Genomic DNA, 15,570 nt, shown 5'->3' with positions numbered 1-15,570 from the left:
GCCTTGACTGTCGCTCTATATTATGGATAGATACTATTACCACATACTTTTGATTGGAGCTGTTCAAGTTGCTGAAGCAATAGAACAGGAGTTAAGTATTCCGGCTCTTGTATCGAATATCACGTCTGTAAATAGAAGCTACTCCATACCCTTTACAGGAATAAAAACCGGGAGGGCGAAAGTAACTCTTTTTTACCATATGCCAGCGGTGGCTGCCCTATCTGCAGGTGTAGTTCTCCTGTATGGAAGAGCATCTTTAACTTCCATAGGTGCGGCTACTATTATGGCAATTATGTATACAGTTTTGATCCTTAGAACTAGAGTTGATGAAGTAGGACGAGGGCATTAGGGTTAGAGACGATAATCATATCTACTATCTAAGCCCGTAATCAACCGCATATATTTCATTGGCTGTCGGTACTTAGCCTATAATCCTCACAATCCCGGAATAGGCACCGCCACTGGCCGGATTGTCTGCCCTTGGCCCTCAGCGGTGTTCAGCAAGTAGGTCGTCTGGGTGTTGAGGTTCTGAATTCCCTGCTCGTTGAAGCGGCCCGTCTTCAGGTCGTTGCCCACCTGGGTCAGCGACTTGCTGTAGCCCGGCAGCAGCGAGCCGATGCGTTGCAGGAAGGGGTCCTGCGTGTTACGGGTCATCTTGATGGCCGAGTTGACCTGATAGGCGGCGAAGGCCAACGCCAGGCCCGCCTTGACGATGGCGGAGCGCTGGCCGGGAGCGCCCGTCTGGAATTTGTACTGGCGGTACGGCTTCCAGACCCAGGTGTTGAAGGCGTAGTAGGCGGCGCCGAGGTGAAAGACGAACCGGGCCTTCTCGAACACGGTGGCTTGGGCCTGCTGGGCGGGGGCGGTGACGAGCAGGGCACCCGTCAGGATCAGGGCGGGACGCGCGTGTTTCATGGCCGGAAGTCTCACGGGTGATCGGGCCGGAATAGATGAAGGGCGGGTGGACGGGGCTTGGGAAACCCGGCACCGGGCTGGACAGGTTCCCCAACCTCGTCCGTTTCCTTCGCCTGGCTGTGCCACAATGCGCGCACCTGAATTGAGGCGCCGGTGACCCAGAAGATCGAACTGACCCAGAACGGTTTTGAACGCCTTCGGCGGACGCTGACGCATGAGTACGAGCGGCTGGACGAGGCCCGGCGCGTGGTGCAGGAGCAGATGCACGCCAACGAGAACGAGAACCTGGGGCTGGAGGCCGCCCAGCGCGAGCTGATGGCGATTCAGGACCGGATCGCTGATATCGAGGACAGCCTCGCGCGGGCCGTCATCATCGAGCGGGCGGGGGACGGGGACGACCGGGCCATGCTGGGCGCGGTGGTCACGCTGCTCGACGTGGAGACGGGCCGCGAACTGCGCTTGCAACTCGTCAATCCGCTGGAGGCTTCCGCCGTGGCGGGCGAGCTGCCGCGCGTCAGCACCGAGAGCCCGGTGGGACGGGAACTGCTGGGGCGCCGGGTGGGGGAGACGTTCACCGTGAACCTGGGACGGCGCCAGGCGAATTACCGCGTGCAGAACGTCAGCGGCTGAGCTTCAGAATCCGGCCCGTCCCGTACTCGGCCACGTACAGTTCCCCGGTCTCGTCCTCCCCGAAGGTCGAGGGGTTTTGCACATTGCCAATTCTCGCCTTGCTCCAGGTCTGCCCCCCCGTGCGCGAGGCCCAGACGTTGCCCGTGCCGAAGTCGGCGAAGACGTACTGACCCTTCAGGGCGGGAATGGCGCTCCCGCGGTACACGTACCCGCCCGTGATGCTCTGGCCCTCGTCGCGGCCGTATTGCAGCACGGGGTCGGTGAGGCCCTGGGTCCGGCAGACATCCGCGTCGTAGCAGGTCCGGGCCTCCCGGATGCGCCAGCCGTAGTTCTCGCCGCCCTTGCTCGCACGGGGCTGGCGGTTGACCTCCTCGAAGGAGTTCTGGCCCACGTCGGCGATGATGAGGTCACCGGTCGCCCGGTCGAAGGAGAAGCGCCAGGGGTTGCGCAGGCCGTAGGCCCAGATGTTGGGGTTGGCGCCCTGCCGGTTCAGGAAGGGGTTGCCGGGAGCGGGCTTGGCGGCGTCCCCCCGCACGTCGAAGCGCAGGATTTTCCCGAGGGGCGTGCTCAGCTTCTGCCCGTTGTTGTACGGGTCGCCCCCCGAACCGCCGTCCCCCAGCCCCAGGTACAGGAACCCGTCGGGGCCGAAGGCGAGCTGCCCGCCGTTGTGGTTGGCGAAGGGCTGCTGGGTGGTGAAGAGCGTCTTCGCGCTGGCGGGATCGGCCCGCGAGAAGTCGGCGGTGGCGGTGTACCGCGCCAGCACCGTGTCCCCACCCCGGTCGGTGTAGTGGACGTACAGGCGGCGGTTCGTCTTGTAATTCGGGTCGAAGGCAAGCCCCAGCAGGCCGCGCTCCCCACCCGCGCTCGTCCGGCTGCTCACGTCGAGGAAGGGCGCGGCGCGGACCCTCCCGTTCTGAATCACGCGCACCTGCCCGCCCTGCAGGGTGGCGTACAGGCTCCCGGAGCCGTCGCCCGCGTTCGTGAGCGTGGTGACCTCATCAAGCCCGCTCACGAAGGGGACGAAGCGCACCTGGGGCACGTTGTTCTGTGCCCAGACGGGAACGGCCAGCAGGCCAGCGCTGAGGAGCCACGCGGCGCGGCGAAGTCGGGGGGACATGGGTCAGTGTGCCCTGACGCCCCGGGGCACGACTGTAACGGGGCAAACGGGGCGGCAACAGGAGGGGCCGAGCAGCCCCCTGAGTCTCAGGCAAGTACGCTGGGGCATGACCCCTCCCCAGGCCCTCGCAAAGTACCGCACCCCCAGTCCCGACCGCCTGCGTCTTTACGCCGTACTCTTCGCCCTGCTCGTCCTGACCGCCGTCCTGGGGCGGGGGCGGCCCGGCGACCTCGGGGTGTGGGAGACGCTGCGGCGCAGTGCCTTTGCGCGGGTGATGTTTATGGACATCGGCGTGCTGAGTACCCTGGGCGCCCTGTACCTCGTGCTGCGGGGCAAGACGAGGGTCCGGTTCCCCGCGGCCCTCGCCTCGTTGTTCGTCGGGAGCTTCGCGCTGCTGCCCGCGCTCGCCTGGGAGGACTGGGTGGCGATGCGGGAGGAGGAGGAAGGCGTGTAGAAAGCCAAAAAGTGGACCGAGGCTTCCTTCAGTCCACCCGTGACGAGCTCCAGTCCCTTATGCCTCGGCTGCCTCGCCCTTCTTCCCCTTCTTGTACGGCCCCTTCTCCTTCCACTTCAGACGCACCGGAACCCCCGCCAATTGCAGGTCCTCGCGGATGCGGTTCTGGAGGAAGCCCTCGTAGGCGCGGGTCACAAAGTCGGCGCGGTTGCAGAAGATCGCAAACGTGGGCGGCGCCGTCTCCACCTGCGTCATGAAGTACATCTTGAGCTTCTTGCCGCCGAAGTTGGGCACCGCCTGGCGCATCTGCCAGATTTCCAGCCAGCGGTTGAGTTCGGCAGTGGGGATGCGGCTCTGCCACTTCTCGTGCAGCTTCATCGCCTCGGCCAGCATCTCGTGGATGCCGTAGTCGTTGATCGCACTGGTGTACACGCGCGGCGCGAAGGAGATGTGGTGGAGTTTCTGGTTCAGCTCCTTCTCCGTGCGCTTCAGCTCCTCGTCGGGCACGAGGTCCCACTTGTTCACGACCACGATCACGGGCTTGCCGCTGGCGTAGGCGAGGTTGGCGAGCTTGAGTTCGTGGTCGCCGATCTCGGTCGCGTTCACCACCAGCCAGATCAGGTCGCTGCGCTCGATGGCCGCCTCGCTGCGTTGGATGGAGTATTCCTCAATGGCGGTGTCCGGCTTGCGCCGAATCCCAGCCGTGTCCACGAGCACGAAGCGCTGCCCGCCGTAGTTCCACTCCACGTCCAGACTGTCGCGGGTCGTGCCTGGCTGGTCCGCCACGATGGCCCGCTCGCTCTGCGTGATCGCGTTCAGCAGGCTCGACTTGCCCACGTTCGGGCGCCCGATCAGGCTGATGCGAATGGGCGCGACCTCCGGCACGTCCTCGTCGTCGGCGGGGAGGTGCGTCATCACGCGGTCCATCAGGTCGTCCAGGCCACGGGCGTGCTCGGCGCTGATCGCCACCGGGTCGCCGAAGCCCAGGCCCCACAGTTCGGCCAGGTAGACCTCATGCTTGGGGCTGTCGATCTTGTTGGCGACCACGATCACCGGCTTGCCGAGCTTCCGCAGCCACTCGGCCACCTCATAGTCGGCGGCCGAGAGGCCCTCGCGCGGGTCGAGCAGGAAGATCACCGCCTGCGCGCCCTCCATCGCCCACTCGGCCTTCTCGCGGATGGCCTGTTCCCACTCGTCGCCGCTCCACAGCCCGCCCGTGTCCACCAGCGTGATGCGGTGGTTGTGGTAGAGCATCAGCCCTTCCTTGGCATCCCGCGTCACGCCCGGGAAATCGGCCACCACGGCCTCGCGCCGCCCCACCAGGCGGTTGAACAGGCTGGATTTGCCGACATTGGGTCGGCCCACAATTGCTACTTTATGCATGTTCGACGCTCCTTTCGGTGTCGAGCCCCCTCCGGCGTCAGGAGGAAGTTCGCCGCTGCCCACCGCCCCTTCAGGCTGACCGGGCCATAGGTGAAAAAGTATAGCCTCACCCAGTCGGTCAAAAAGTGAGGCTTTCTCCCCCGGCTGGCGGTTCTTGGTGAGGAGGTCGGCCCGCGAAGAGTCGCCTGCATAATTTGACTTCCCCTGCATCCCACGCTATCCTTTTTCCATCACCGTCCGAGAGGGCGGTTTTTTTGGCCCTCTGGTAACCAGAAAAGAGGAGCGCCGCCCCAGGCTTTCCGGGGCGACGCTCCACCCATCGCTTTTATCTGAGGGCCTTGAGATAGGCCTGGATGTCGGCGAGGTTGGCGTCGGTGATCTGCTGGGGCGAGAAGCGCGGCATGGTGGGCGCGAGTTCGTGGTCGGGGGCGTGGCCCTGCTGAACGGCCTCGCTAAACGGCGCCAGGGTCCACTCCGTCGGGCCGTTCGCCGCGACGAGGCTGGGACCCAGCCCGCCCGCCGCGGCAGCCCGCACAGTTGCTCGCAAAGACGGTCTGCCCAGCCTGGGCATTGCCCCCGGGACCGCCGCCGCTGTCCTACTGTTCGCTGCCGCTGTCCGCGGGGGCCGCCTGCTCGGTGCTGCCCCCGTTCTGGGTGCTCGCCGCGTTGCCTGCCGGGGAACCGCCGGTGGTCCCTCCCGCCGCCTCACCCTCGCCGGAGGTGCCGGTGGCCGCCTGACCGGCGCTGCCGCCCGTGCCTGAGGCCGTACCCGTATCCGACGAACTCGGAGTGGGCGTCGTGGCGTCCTCCGACACCAGGTCGCTGCCCGTCTGGCCGTCGCCCGTCATGGTTTCGCGGGTGCCCTGGGTGGGCGTGCCCGCCGAGCCTGGCTGGGCCACGCTCCCGGCCTCGGTGCCTGTGGCGGCGTCGCCCTCGGTGGCCGCGCTTCCTGCCGCGCCCCCGGTGGTCTCCGTCTGCGTGCCCTGGGCCGCCTGGCCTCCCGATCCGGCCGTTCCCCCCCCGGTTTCGGCGGGCGCGGCGATGGTGCCCTCGGCGCTGGGGGCCGCCTCCCCCTGCGCCTTGCCCACGCGGGGCGCGATGATCAGGAGCGCAACCCCCAGAATCAGGCCGAGCGTCACACCCAGCATCCAGGACGCCACGTCCCCCGCCACCCACCTGCTGTGCCTCGTTCGCTTCATGGCGTCAGGATACGCCGCGTTCCCGGGGACGTTCCTCACCGAATTCCTTCACGCGCACGCGGTGAAGCGCACATTTCGCTGTTCCCGTCCATCCTCAGAGGAGCACGTCCGGCGGAGCGTCCCGGCCCTCCTCGGGCGGCCACCATTGCAGCCGGGCGAGGTCGCAGCGGCCGGATTCGTCGAACGTCACCCCCTCGGCCTCCAGCAGCCGCTCCTGCATGTCCCCGAAGCCGAGCTTGTGGGTGCTGACCCGGCCCTGCGCGTTGATCACCCGCTGCCAGGGCAACGGTTCCCCCTCAGTCTGGGAGCCCCCCGCCAGGCTGCCCAGCACGAAACCCGCGAGCCGCGCCCCCCCCGGTCCGGGCCGCCCGGCGAGCAGCGCGAGCTGCCCGTACGTCATCACCCGCCCCGGCGGAATGCGGGCGACCAGGGCGAGGACCCGCTCGCGGAAGGTCCCCTCGGGCACGTTCTCCAGGCCCTCACTCGTCACGGAGTAGCCCCCCTGTCCGCCTCCACTGCCGTTTCGGGCCTCGCCTTCGTCTCCGGGTGCATGGCCCCAGCCTACCCGCAGAGCTGACAGGCGGGGTCTAGTTCCGGAGTCAGGGGGCCAGCTCCCGTGGCGTTCCCGGCCTTGGCCCAAAGCGCAGCGGGGCATGCCCCGGCACCGCCAGCGCGGCGAACTCGCCCAGCCCCAGCCGGTCGGGCGCCTCCAGGTGGTAGCGGAAGTTCCAGAGGTAGTGCTGCACGACCCGTTCTGGAAGTCCCAGCTTCGCCGCGTGCCGGGCCGCCACGTCGGCCAGGTGCCCGATCCCCTCGCGCCGCGCCTCCCGCATCGCCTGCACGAGCCCCACCGGGGGCGGCGCGTCCCTGCGGTACGCCCATACGGCGAACACGAAGGGATGCCCGGTCAGCCGGAACCACTCCTCCGCCAGGTCGGTGACGGTGATGCCCCGGCCCATGTGCGGCAGGGTGGTCATGGTCGTTTCGGGTGTCAGCGGTCCGGTCACCCGGTACCACTCGCGCAGCGCGCTGTCCCCGATCCGCAGCACCCCGTCGTAGCCGCAGGCGAGCAGGTCCTCCGCCTCGCCCTCCACCCGTTCCAGGGTGGGGGCGAGGCCCCGCGCCGCCAGCACGACCTCCAGCAGCGCCACGCTCGTCGCGCTCTGGGCCGTCAGGGCCACCCGCCGCAGCGCCGGGAGCGGCACGGTATGGAAGAGGTTCACCGAGTACACCGGCCCCAGCACGCTCACGGAAAAGTCGGGGAGCGCCTCCAGCCGGTAGGCGTTGCGGATGAACTCCACCACACTGATATTGGCGATGTCCACCCGACCTTCGAGGAGGGCCGCGTTCATCTCGGTCGGCACGCCCGTGACCGCCGTCACGCCGGTCGGCAGCACCAAACGGTCGAGGATGGGGGCGACGTTGGTGTAGTGAATCCAGCCTGCGCGGTAGGTCATGGGCGCCTCCGGTTTCCCCTCACGGCACCACCTGCACGCTGACCGCCCGCCACTCGCTCCCGCGCCGTGCGTACACGCGCAGGAAGCTCTGCATCCGCCCGCCGTCCGCGTAGAGCGTGCCGCGCGTGACCGCCGTATCCCCGAAGACGCGGGCCGCGTGGCGCTCAAACATCAGGGCGGCGGGGGGGTTGTGGCGCATGCCCTCCAGCAGGTCGGGCTTGAACACGACCTGTCCGTCGGGGAAAAAGGCCATCCAGTCGTCGGCGAGAATCATCGCCATCCTCCCCGGGTCGCGGTGGTGGTAGGCCGCGTTCCAGGCGTCGTCGAGGGCCAGCACGGCATCGAGGTCTTCGGCAGGCACACTAGTCCGCCGCCTCCACCCCGGGGCGCCCGAAAACCTCCAGCTCGTTGTAATAGGCGTCACGCAGCACAGGCACCCGCCCGGCGTGCTGGATCATCCGCACCATGCCCGCCTGCGAGAGGGCCATCGGCGAGGTAGCCCCGGCCGCGTGCGCGATGTGTTCCTCCTGAATGGTGCCGTCGATGTCGCTGACGCCCCAGTCCAGGCTCACCTGCGTCAGCTCCGAGCCGATCATCACCCAGTAGCCCTTGATGTGCGGGAAGTTGTCGAGGTAGAGCCGCGCCACGGCGAGGTTCCGCAGGTCGTCCAGCCCGGTCGTGAAGTCGGTCTTGCCCAGGTTCTGCGCCAACGTGTTCCCGAGGGGCTGGAAGGCGAGCGGGATGAAGGCGTGGAAGCCCCCCGTCTCGTCCTGCAACTCCCGCAGACGGTGCATGTGGTCCAGCCGCTCCTCCAGCGTCTCGATGTGGCCGTAGAGCATGGTCGCGTTCGTCCGCATCCCCAGCGAGTGCGCCTCGCGGTGAATCTGGAGCCACTTCTCGGCCTTCACCTTGTTCCTGGCGACCTGACGCCGCACCCGGTCGGCGAAGATTTCCGCGCCGCCGCCCGGCATCGCTGCCAGGCCTGCCGCCTGGAGTTCGCGCAGCACCTCCAGCGTGGGCTTCTTGCTGATCTTGCTCAGGTGCTCGATCTCGGCCGCCGTGAAGGCCTTGACCTGAAGGTCGGGGAAGACTGACCGCAGCCGCCGCACCATCTCGGGGTAGTAGTCCCACGGGTGGTTGGGGTGGTGCCCGCTGCTCATGTGCAACTCGGTGATGCCGGGGAGGTAGCGGCGCCGGACCTGCTCGACCACTTCGCCCGGCGAGTAGTCCCAGGCGCGCTCCTCGCCCTTGCGGGCGGCGAAGGCGCAGAAGGTGCAGCCCACGTAGCAGATATTGGTGAATTCCAGCCGCATGGAGTGAACGAAATACACCTTGTCGCCGTGCAGCCGCTCCTTTTGCCGATTCGCCAGCCGCATCAGCCCGTTGAGGTCGCGGGTGTGGTACAGCCGCATTCCCTCGTCAAACGAGAGACGCTCGCCCGCCTCGACCTTGTCGGCGATGGGCGTGAGGCCCGGGTCACGCAGCCACTTCATGCGGGGAGTCTAGCGGGGTGCGGGATGGAAAGTGTCCCGCCCACGGGATGTTCCACCAGCAGCTGAGGGCTGGCCGGACCCTGGAGCGCGGCGGGCCTTCCTTCCCCCTCCTGCGGCGTCACGAAGAAGAAGGCCAGCGCCAGCAGCAGGTACACGGCAAGCAGCAGCACGCCCTCGAACCACGTCGCCTCGCCGTCCTTCGTCACGGTGGTGACCGTCAGCGCGACGGCCACGATGGCGACGAGTTCCAGCGGGCTGGAGAAGACCAGGTTCATGGGCCTGCCGATGAAGTACGAGATCAGCACGAGCAGCGGCGCGGTAAATAAGGCCACCTGGATCGTCGCGCCCACGGCAATGTTGATCGCCAGCCCGATCTTGCCCTGCCGGGCGAAGTAGCTCCCCGCGATGTATTCCGCGAAGTTGCCGACGACCGCCAGCACGATGATGCCCAGGAAGAAGGGGCTCAGGCCCAGCGTGCTGCTCGTCGCCTCCAGCGCGCCGGAGAGCATCTCGGATTCCAGGGCGATCAGGGCGGTGGCGCCCACCATGACGGCACCCGCGCGCCACACCGGCCAGAGGGGGCCGTGGTGTTCCTCGCCCTCCTCGCTCAGCGCGAACACGTCCTTGTGCGTCACCAGGGTGTACACGAGGTTCAGGGCATACACGACGATGAGGACGATGGCGACGCCCAGGCTGAGGTGCTCCTCCAGGTTCTGCCGCAGGACCTCACCGCCCGCCGTGAACGCGGGGAGGCGCTCGGTGTAGTCGAACAGCGCCGGGATCAGCAGCGCGATCACCACCAGAAAGAGCATCGAGTTGAGCTGGCTGGCGTTCTCCCCGCTGAACTTCTGCCGCCGCCGCCCGAAGGAGCCGATCAAGATGGCGAGCCCCAGCCCCAGCAGCGCGTTCCCGATGATGCTGCCGGTGATCTGCGCCTTCACGACGGTGATGTTGCCCCCCAGCAGCACGAAGATGGCGATGATCAGTTCCGCCAGGTTGCCGAAGGTGACGTTCAGCAGCCCGCCGATGGTCTGCCCGGCCCGCGCCGCGACCTGCTCGGTGGCCTTTCGCAGCCAGTCGGCAAGCGGGATGATGGCGACCGTCGCCGTGAAAAAGATCCACAGCGGCGGCGCCCGGAACACATATTCCAGAAGCAGGCTGATCGGGATGAAGATCAGCAACAGATTCATGACCATGTGGGGAGTTTAAGGGGCAAGCGGAGGCCCCCGGCGGGAGGGTGGGGGAGTTGTGAACGTTCGGCTGGGAGGGAGAGGGCTTGTTCCGACGCCGCGCTCCTGGTGGAATCTGGACGCGTCCACAAGTGGCCCCTCTGATGGAGAGCGTGTAGAACGACGAAAAAGCCCCCCTTGAGGGGGAGGTCGGGTGGGGGTGAGCGGGCTGGGCAGGCAGAGGCAGCCCGAAGGTCAAGGCTGCCTCTGTAGGCGCCCGCCCGGCCTACGCCCCGCCGACTGCCAGCGCCTCCACCCGCACGTCGGGCGCGGCCACGGCGTACTGGGTCTCGTGCAGCTCGTTGCCCACGGCCTCGATGCCCGCGAGCAGGTCGAGGATGTTCCCCGCCACGGTGAACACCTCCAGCGGGTGCTGGACCTCGCCGCCTTCCACCCAGAAGCCCTCGGCCTGGAGGGAGAAGTCGCCAGTGATCGGGTTCGCCCCCGCGTGCCCGCCGGAGACGCCCGTGACGCGCACGCCCGTGAGACCGGAAGCGACGGCGGTTCCCTCCGTCCTGCCCGGTTGCAGGATCAGGTTGCTGGGAGCCACGCCCACCGTTCCCTGGAGGCCGGAGCGGGCGGCGTGACCGGTACTCGTCGTGCCCGCGCGGGCGGCGGTCTGCGCGTTGTGCATGAAGGCGGCGAGCTTCCCGTTCTCGATCAGCGCAAGGGGCGCACTCGGGCAGCCCTCAGCGTCGAAGGCGCGCGAGTTCAGCCCGCGCGGCAGGGTGGGGTCGTCGAGCAGGGTGACGAGCGGGCTGGCGATAGTCTCGCCCAGGCGCCCGGCCAGCGGGCTCTTGCCCTCCTCGACCATCTTGCCGCTGAACATGACGGAGAAGAGGGCGAGCAGTTCGCCCAGGCACTCCCCGCTGATGATCGCCGGAAAGGTGCCGCTGGGGGCGGGTTTGGCGCCGAGCAGCGCGAGGGCCTTTTCCACCGCCGAGAGGGCCGTGCGGGTGGGGTCGAGTTCGGTGAACTCGCGGGTGAATTGCCAGTCGCCCTTCATCTTGTTCTGCCCGCCCTCGCTCACCAGGGGGTAGGCGTACTGCATCGCGTGAAGTTCGCGTGCCCCGCGCTCCAGGCCCTCGGTATTGCCGACGAGGCGCTGGGCGTCGCTGTCGGAGTATCCCCCGTAGGGCAGGCTGGTTACGCGCGGGTCCGCTTCCCGTGCGGCGCGGTCGAGTTCCAGGGCCACCCCCACCTTCTGCTCCACCGTCACGCCGCTCAGTCCCTCGCCGTACAGGTCCAGGGCGGGGGGAGGCGGCCAGTTCTGGAGGCCCGCGCCCGGCTCTGGAGCGACGAGTTCGGCATTCTCGACCGCACTGTCGAGCGCCCGGTCCAGGGCAGGCGGCGACAAGTTCTCGGTGAAGCTGTAGCCCCACGCGCCCTTCACCAGCGCCCGCAGTGCCACGCCCTGCCGAGCAGAGAGCTTGAACTCGCTGACCTCGCCCTGGAAGGCCTTCACGCTGGTGGAGGTGCCCCGCTCGCCGTACACCTCCAGCGTCACGCCGCGCTCCCGGGCACGGTCGAGGAGGTAGGCGCGGGCGTCCTCGAGGCTGAGTTGCTGTTCGGTTGTTGCGGTCATGCGCGGCCTCCCACGGTGATTTCCGAGATCAGGATGTGCGGCTGGCCCACGTCGGTGGGCAGCGAGCCGGAAATGCTGCCGCACATACCCTGCCCCAGCGCGAGGTCGCCCGCCACGCCCACGATGTTTCTCAGGTCCTGCGCCCCGTTCCCGACGAGCGAGGCGCCCCGCAGCGGCTCCGCGATCTCGCCGTTCCGGATCATGTACGCCTCGTTCACCGCGAAGTTGTAATCCCCGGTGCCGGGCGTCACGCTGCCGCCGCCCATCTTGCGGGCGTAGATGCCGAGCGGGACCTGGCGGATCAGGCTCTCGGGCGTCTCCTCGCCACGGTCGATGAAGGTCGAGCGCATCCGGCTGGCGGGCGCGTAGGTGTAGTTCTGCCGCCGCCCGCTGCCCGTGCGTTTGTACCCGGTCTTCAGCTCGCCCACCCGGTCCACCATGAAGGACTTCAGCACGCCGTTCTCGATCAGGACGGTGCGCTCGCCCGGCATGCCCTCGTCGTCCACGGTCACCATGCCCCACGAGCCGGGAATAGTGCCGTCATCGATGGCGCTCACCGACTCGTGGGCGATTTTCTGTCCCAGCTTGTCGGCGAACACGCTGGCGTTCTTCTCCACGGCGGTCGTCTCCAGGATGTGCCCGCAGGCCTCGTGGAAGATCACGCCGCCGAACTCGTTGCCAATGACCACGGGCAGTTTCCCGGCGGGCGCATATCCGGCGCGCAGCATCGCGTTGGCGATCCGGGCCGCCTCCGCGCCGATGTTCTCGGGCGTCACCGTGTCGAAAAACTCCAGGCCCTGCCCGGAACCGGGGCCGTAGTAGCCCGTCTCGCGCAGCGTGCCGTCCTGCGCGATGGCGCTGACCGAGAGGCGCGTCCAGACCCGCTCGTCCTCGGCCCACAGCCCCTCCGAGTTGGCGATCAGCACCCGCTGCACCCGGTCGAGGTAGTTCACGTCCACCGTCTTCACGTCGCCCACGCCCGCCGCGCCGCCGTGTGCCCGCCGCATCAGGGCGAGCTTGTCGCGTTTGGCCGCGTGCAGGGGATGGTCGCGGGCCACGTAGAGGGGCTTGGCGTCAAGGCGGCGGAAGTCCAGGCCGCCCGCACCCTCACGGCTGACCTCACCCGCCCCGCCGCGCGCCCGGGCCACCTGTTCGGCCAGGTCGCGCAGCCCCGACTCCGTCACGTCGTTGGTGTAGGCGTAGACGACGCGCGGACCATACAGCAGCCGCAAACCGGCGCCGAACAGGTTTCCGCCGCCCGCGTCCTTCACCTCACCCTGGTGCAGGCGCAGGGTGGTCGAGACGGTGTCTTCCACAAAGAGTTCCGCGAAGTCCGCGCCACCCGAGCGGGCGAGCGTGAGGACTTCGCTGGCGAGGCTTTCATTCAACATGGGTGGACCTTTCTGTGCTGGCGAGGGGCAGCATCGTGCCCGGAAACCCCAGCAGGGAGAGGGTGAAGTACCGGGCTCCCGGCGCGTCCGGGTCCGCCTCGGCGACCGCCGAGAACACCTCCCACGCCTGCTCGCAGGCCCGCTCGAAGGTGGCGGGCGTCAGGCGCACCATCCGAACCAGGGCGCGGGGGCTGTGGGGAGGGGAGGAGGGCTGGGTGCTCGTCCGCATCGCGCCCGGTCGAAGGTCGTACAGCAGGCCCTCGGGCAGGTGCTCGGACAGGTCGAGTTCCGCCGCCGCCAGGAAGGCGTCCGTGAGGGCGGCCAGGAAGGGCTGCACCACGTCCCGGCGCAGCAACCCCCGCAGTTCGGGCGCCACCACGAAACGGTCGGCGACGGGCTTTAGCCTGCGCCCCCGCCCCCCCGTGTCTGCCGGAATGAGCAGCCCCAGCGCCGCGAGCCGCCGCACGTGGTACGTGACGCGCGGGGCGGGCTCCCCCAATTTGCGCGCCGCCTCGCTCGCCGTCGCCCCACCCCGGAACTGCACGAGCAGGTGTCCCCCGTAGCGCACGTCCATCAGGGCCGCGAGCTGGGCCTCGTCCCGGACCACGTACGTTGTGGGCGTGGAAGACACGTCCTTACTGTGACGTCTCCCTCTTTCAAAGGAAAGCAGGTTTGTTGAAAAAGCGGGGCCAGTCTTCCCGCTAGGCCATTTCGCCGAGCCGTGCCCTCACCCGGGCCAATCCTCCCGCGTCACCGAGTACATCACCGTGTCCCTCATGCTGCCGTCGGGCCGCCGCATATGCCGCCGCAGCACGCCCTCGCGCACGGCGCCGAGCTTCTCGATGGCCCGCTGGCTGCGGGTGTTCAGGAGGTCGGTCTTGATCTGCACGCGCTCCATGCCCATGTCCTCGAAGGCGTGCGTGAGCATCAGGAGCTTCATCCGGCGGTTCACGCCCGAGCCGTGCCAGCGCGGATGTAGCCACGTCCAGCCGATCTCCAGCCCGGCGTGGGCGGCGCGGATATCGCCGTAACGGGTGCTGCCCGCGAGTTCGCCGCCCACCTCCACAACAAAGGGCAGGGCGTCCGCCGCCTCCAGCGCCGCCGTGTAGTAGGCGGGGGAAGACGGCGGTGAGCCCATCAGCCGCAACTCGTGGGCACAGTCGGCGGCGAGCGCGCAGAGGCCTGCAATGTCTGCCTCCATCAGGGGCCGCAGGGTGAGGTCGCCCTCGGTTAGCGTCAGGTCGTGCCGCATGGGTGCAGTGTGGCACAGGGGCAGAATGGCGGCGGTGCGCTACGCTGGGGACGTGAAGGAAGGGCAGCCAGGAGCACAGGAACGCTGGACGGTGGACGGCATCGAGGACAGCCCGCACGGCCCGATGGCCCGGGTGGAGCGGGAGGACGGCCTGACCTTCGACGTGCCGCTCCACGTCCTGCCGGAGGGTGTGCGCGAGGGGGACGTGCTGGGTGTGCGCGACGGCCCCGACGGGGTGACGGTCGAGCGGCTGCCCGCTGAAACCCAGGCCCGCCGCGAGGGGGCCCAGCGCCGCCTGGAGGCCCTGAACAGCACGCCCGGCCCTGGGGAGGAGATTGACCTGTGACTGAGAAGAAGACGGCCCCCCGCAAGTCCCCGGCCAAAAAGGCCCCTGCCGCAAAGGGGACCGCCAAAAAAGCGGCCTCCCGTTCCAAGCCCGCGGGGCGCGGGGGCAAGCGGGGCAGCCCCACCCCCTCCGACCTGCTCGGCGTGCTCGTGCTCGTGCTGACGGCCAGCCTGGCGGCCTGCACGGCGCGCGACCGGGGGGAGCAGGGGGGGAACGGCCAGACGGACAATCAGCCCGCCGGGCAGGTCACGATCCGCTTTCTCGACGTGGGGCAGGGCGACGCCGTCCTGATCCGCAGTCCCGAAGGCAAGACCCTGCTGTACGACGGGGGCCGCAGCAGCGACCGGATGCGGGGCTACCTGCAAACGTACGGCATCGACTCCATCGACCTGATGGTCGCCAGCCACGCCGACGCCGACCACATCACGGGCCTGATCCCCGCCGCCGAGACGGCCAAGCCCCGGCTCTTCATCAACAATGGGCTGGCGGGCACCACGCGGACCTGGGAAAGGCTGGTCGCGGCGCTGGAGAAGGACGGAACGACCTTCCAGAAGGCCAACGGGCAAGTCGTCAACCTGGGCAGCGTGAAGGTGCGCGTGATCGCCCCGCCCGCCGGGATGGGGGACGACCAGAACGACAACAGCGTGGGATTGCGGGTGGAGTTCGGCGACTTCCGGGCGCTCATGACCGGCGACAGCGAGAAGCCCGAGACCCAGGCCTGGCTCGCCGAGGACCGCGCCGAGGTGCGGGGTCCCTTCCAGGTCTACAAGAGCATCCACCACGGGGCCGCGAACGGTGACCACCAGGCCTGGCTCGCCGCTGTCCGCCCCGAGAACGTGGTGATCGGCGTGGGTGAGAACAACTACGGCCACCCCACCAAGACCGCCCTCGACCTCTACAAGGCGAACGGCGTCCGCATCTACCGCACCGACCGTCAGGGCACGGTGACCTTTACGGGCAACGCGGACGGAACGTATACGGTGGCGACGGACCGCTGAGGGACAGCCCTAATTCAAGGAAGAGCACAGTGGAAGTGTCTTTTCTCGCTCTCCCCTCGTGGGAGAGGGGGGCGCACGAGCAGCCTGCGCGGCTTCAAGATGGCCCGCTAGTCGTCCTGGC

18 protein-coding genes are annotated in these 15,570 nt (G+C 68.2%); 4 read left to right on the top strand and 14 right to left on the bottom strand.

The window, feature by feature from the left end; all coding sequences use genetic code 11:
* Positions 1-435 precede the first annotated feature (435 nt).
* Positions 436-915 carry a hypothetical protein gene (locus tag F784_RS0115110; protein WP_019587563.1) on the bottom strand — a complete coding sequence of 160 codons (480 nt, stop codon included), beginning with the start codon at positions 913-915 and terminating at the stop codon, positions 436-438.
* Positions 916-1,068: 153 nt separating this feature from the next.
* Between F784_RS0115110 and F784_RS0115105 the strand changes: the two genes are divergently transcribed.
* On the top strand, positions 1,069-1,545 hold the full coding sequence (locus tag F784_RS0115105) for a GreA/GreB family elongation factor (protein ID WP_019587562.1): 477 nt from the start codon (positions 1,069-1,071) through the stop codon (positions 1,543-1,545).
* On the opposite strand, the gene F784_RS0115100 is transcribed toward F784_RS0115105, so the two are convergent.
* Positions 1,535-2,662 carry a PQQ-dependent sugar dehydrogenase gene (locus F784_RS0115100; protein ID WP_019587561.1) on the bottom strand — a complete coding sequence of 376 codons (1,128 nt, stop codon included), beginning with the start codon at positions 2,660-2,662 and terminating at the stop codon, positions 1,535-1,537. The two genes, F784_RS0115105 and F784_RS0115100, sit on opposite strands and share 11 nt — an antisense overlap.
* 106 nt (positions 2,663-2,768) lie before the next feature.
* Here F784_RS0115100 and F784_RS0115095 point away from each other — a divergent pair, with 106 nt between their 5' ends.
* Positions 2,769-3,116: a hypothetical protein gene (locus F784_RS0115095; protein ID WP_019587560.1), complete on the top strand. Its 348-nt coding sequence runs from the start codon at positions 2,769-2,771 to the stop codon at positions 3,114-3,116.
* Positions 3,117-3,173: 57 nt separating this feature from the next.
* On the opposite strand, the gene der is transcribed toward F784_RS0115095, so the two are convergent.
* From der to F784_RS0115035, 12 genes are all read right to left on the bottom strand, one after another.
* Positions 3,174-4,499: a ribosome biogenesis GTPase Der gene (der, locus tag F784_RS0115090; protein ID WP_026332508.1), complete on the bottom strand. Its 1,326-nt coding sequence runs from the start codon at positions 4,497-4,499 to the stop codon at positions 3,174-3,176.
* A 325-nt stretch (positions 4,500-4,824) separates the two neighbouring features.
* Positions 4,825-5,034: a hypothetical protein gene (locus tag F784_RS0115085; protein ID WP_019587558.1), complete on the bottom strand. Its 210-nt coding sequence runs from the start codon at positions 5,032-5,034 to the stop codon at positions 4,825-4,827.
* 61 nt (positions 5,035-5,095) lie between these two features.
* On the bottom strand, positions 5,096-5,698 hold the full coding sequence (locus F784_RS0115080; protein WP_157465289.1) for a hypothetical protein: 603 nt from the start codon (positions 5,696-5,698) through the stop codon (positions 5,096-5,098).
* Positions 5,699-5,792: 94 nt separating this feature from the next.
* Positions 5,793-6,188: an MGMT family protein gene (locus F784_RS0115075; protein WP_019587557.1), complete on the bottom strand. Its 396-nt coding sequence runs from the start codon at positions 6,186-6,188 to the stop codon at positions 5,793-5,795.
* 109 nt (positions 6,189-6,297) lie between these two features.
* Positions 6,298-7,155 (bottom strand): menaquinone biosynthetic enzyme MqnA/MqnD family protein, encoded by an 858-nt coding sequence (locus F784_RS23300; protein WP_019587556.1) that lies wholly within the window; start codon positions 7,153-7,155, stop codon positions 6,298-6,300.
* A gap of 19 nt (positions 7,156-7,174) precedes the next feature.
* Complete coding sequence (locus F784_RS0115065) at positions 7,175-7,516, bottom strand: nuclear transport factor 2 family protein (protein ID WP_019587555.1); 342 nt, start codon at positions 7,514-7,516, stop codon at positions 7,175-7,177.
* 1 nt (position 7,517) lies between these two features.
* A complete protein-coding gene (gene mqnE, locus F784_RS0115060; protein WP_019587554.1) occupies positions 7,518-8,648 on the bottom strand; it encodes an aminofutalosine synthase MqnE in 1,131 nt (376 codons plus the stop codon).
* The gene (gene cax, locus F784_RS23295) at positions 8,645-9,844 is read right to left on the bottom strand and encodes a calcium/proton exchanger (protein ID WP_019587553.1); all 1,200 of its coding nucleotides are present in this window, start codon (positions 9,842-9,844) and stop codon (positions 8,645-8,647) included. Before cax ends, mqnE begins: the two co-directional genes overlap by 4 nt.
* Positions 9,845-10,103: 259 nt before the next feature.
* A complete protein-coding gene (locus F784_RS0115050; RefSeq protein WP_019587552.1) occupies positions 10,104-11,462 on the bottom strand; it encodes a TldD/PmbA family protein in 1,359 nt (452 codons plus the stop codon).
* Positions 11,459-12,853: a TldD/PmbA family protein gene (locus F784_RS0115045; protein ID WP_026332506.1), complete on the bottom strand. Its 1,395-nt coding sequence runs from the start codon at positions 12,851-12,853 to the stop codon at positions 11,459-11,461. Before F784_RS0115045 ends, F784_RS0115050 begins: the two co-directional genes overlap by 4 nt.
* Complete coding sequence (locus F784_RS26285) at positions 12,843-13,484, bottom strand: helix-turn-helix domain-containing protein (protein WP_157465288.1); 642 nt, start codon at positions 13,482-13,484, stop codon at positions 12,843-12,845. The genes F784_RS0115045 and F784_RS26285 overlap by 11 nt, the downstream gene beginning before the upstream one ends.
* 96 nt (positions 13,485-13,580) lie before the next feature.
* Positions 13,581-14,105, bottom strand: coding sequence for a GNAT family N-acetyltransferase (locus F784_RS0115035; protein WP_019587549.1), 525 nt, complete (start codon positions 14,103-14,105; stop codon positions 13,581-13,583).
* Positions 14,106-14,157: 52 nt separating this feature from the next.
* On the opposite strand from F784_RS0115035, the gene F784_RS0115030 reads away from it, so the two are divergent.
* Complete coding sequence (locus F784_RS0115030; RefSeq protein ID WP_245557886.1) at positions 14,158-14,451, top strand: DUF3006 domain-containing protein; 294 nt, start codon at positions 14,158-14,160, stop codon at positions 14,449-14,451.
* Entirely contained in the window at positions 14,448-15,449 is a 1,002-nt protein-coding gene (locus F784_RS0115025; RefSeq protein ID WP_019587547.1) for a ComEC/Rec2 family competence protein, read from the top strand. Before F784_RS0115030 ends, F784_RS0115025 begins: the two co-directional genes overlap by 4 nt.
* Positions 15,450-15,570 lie beyond the last annotated feature (121 nt).

Origin of the sequence: Deinococcus apachensis DSM 19763 (assembly GCF_000381345.1) — a bacterium.
Lineage (GTDB): Bacteria > Deinococcota > Deinococci > Deinococcales > Deinococcaceae > Deinococcus > Deinococcus apachensis.
Note: the sequence above shows the minus strand (reverse complement) of the source record. Positions and strands in the feature narration are given on the sequence as shown.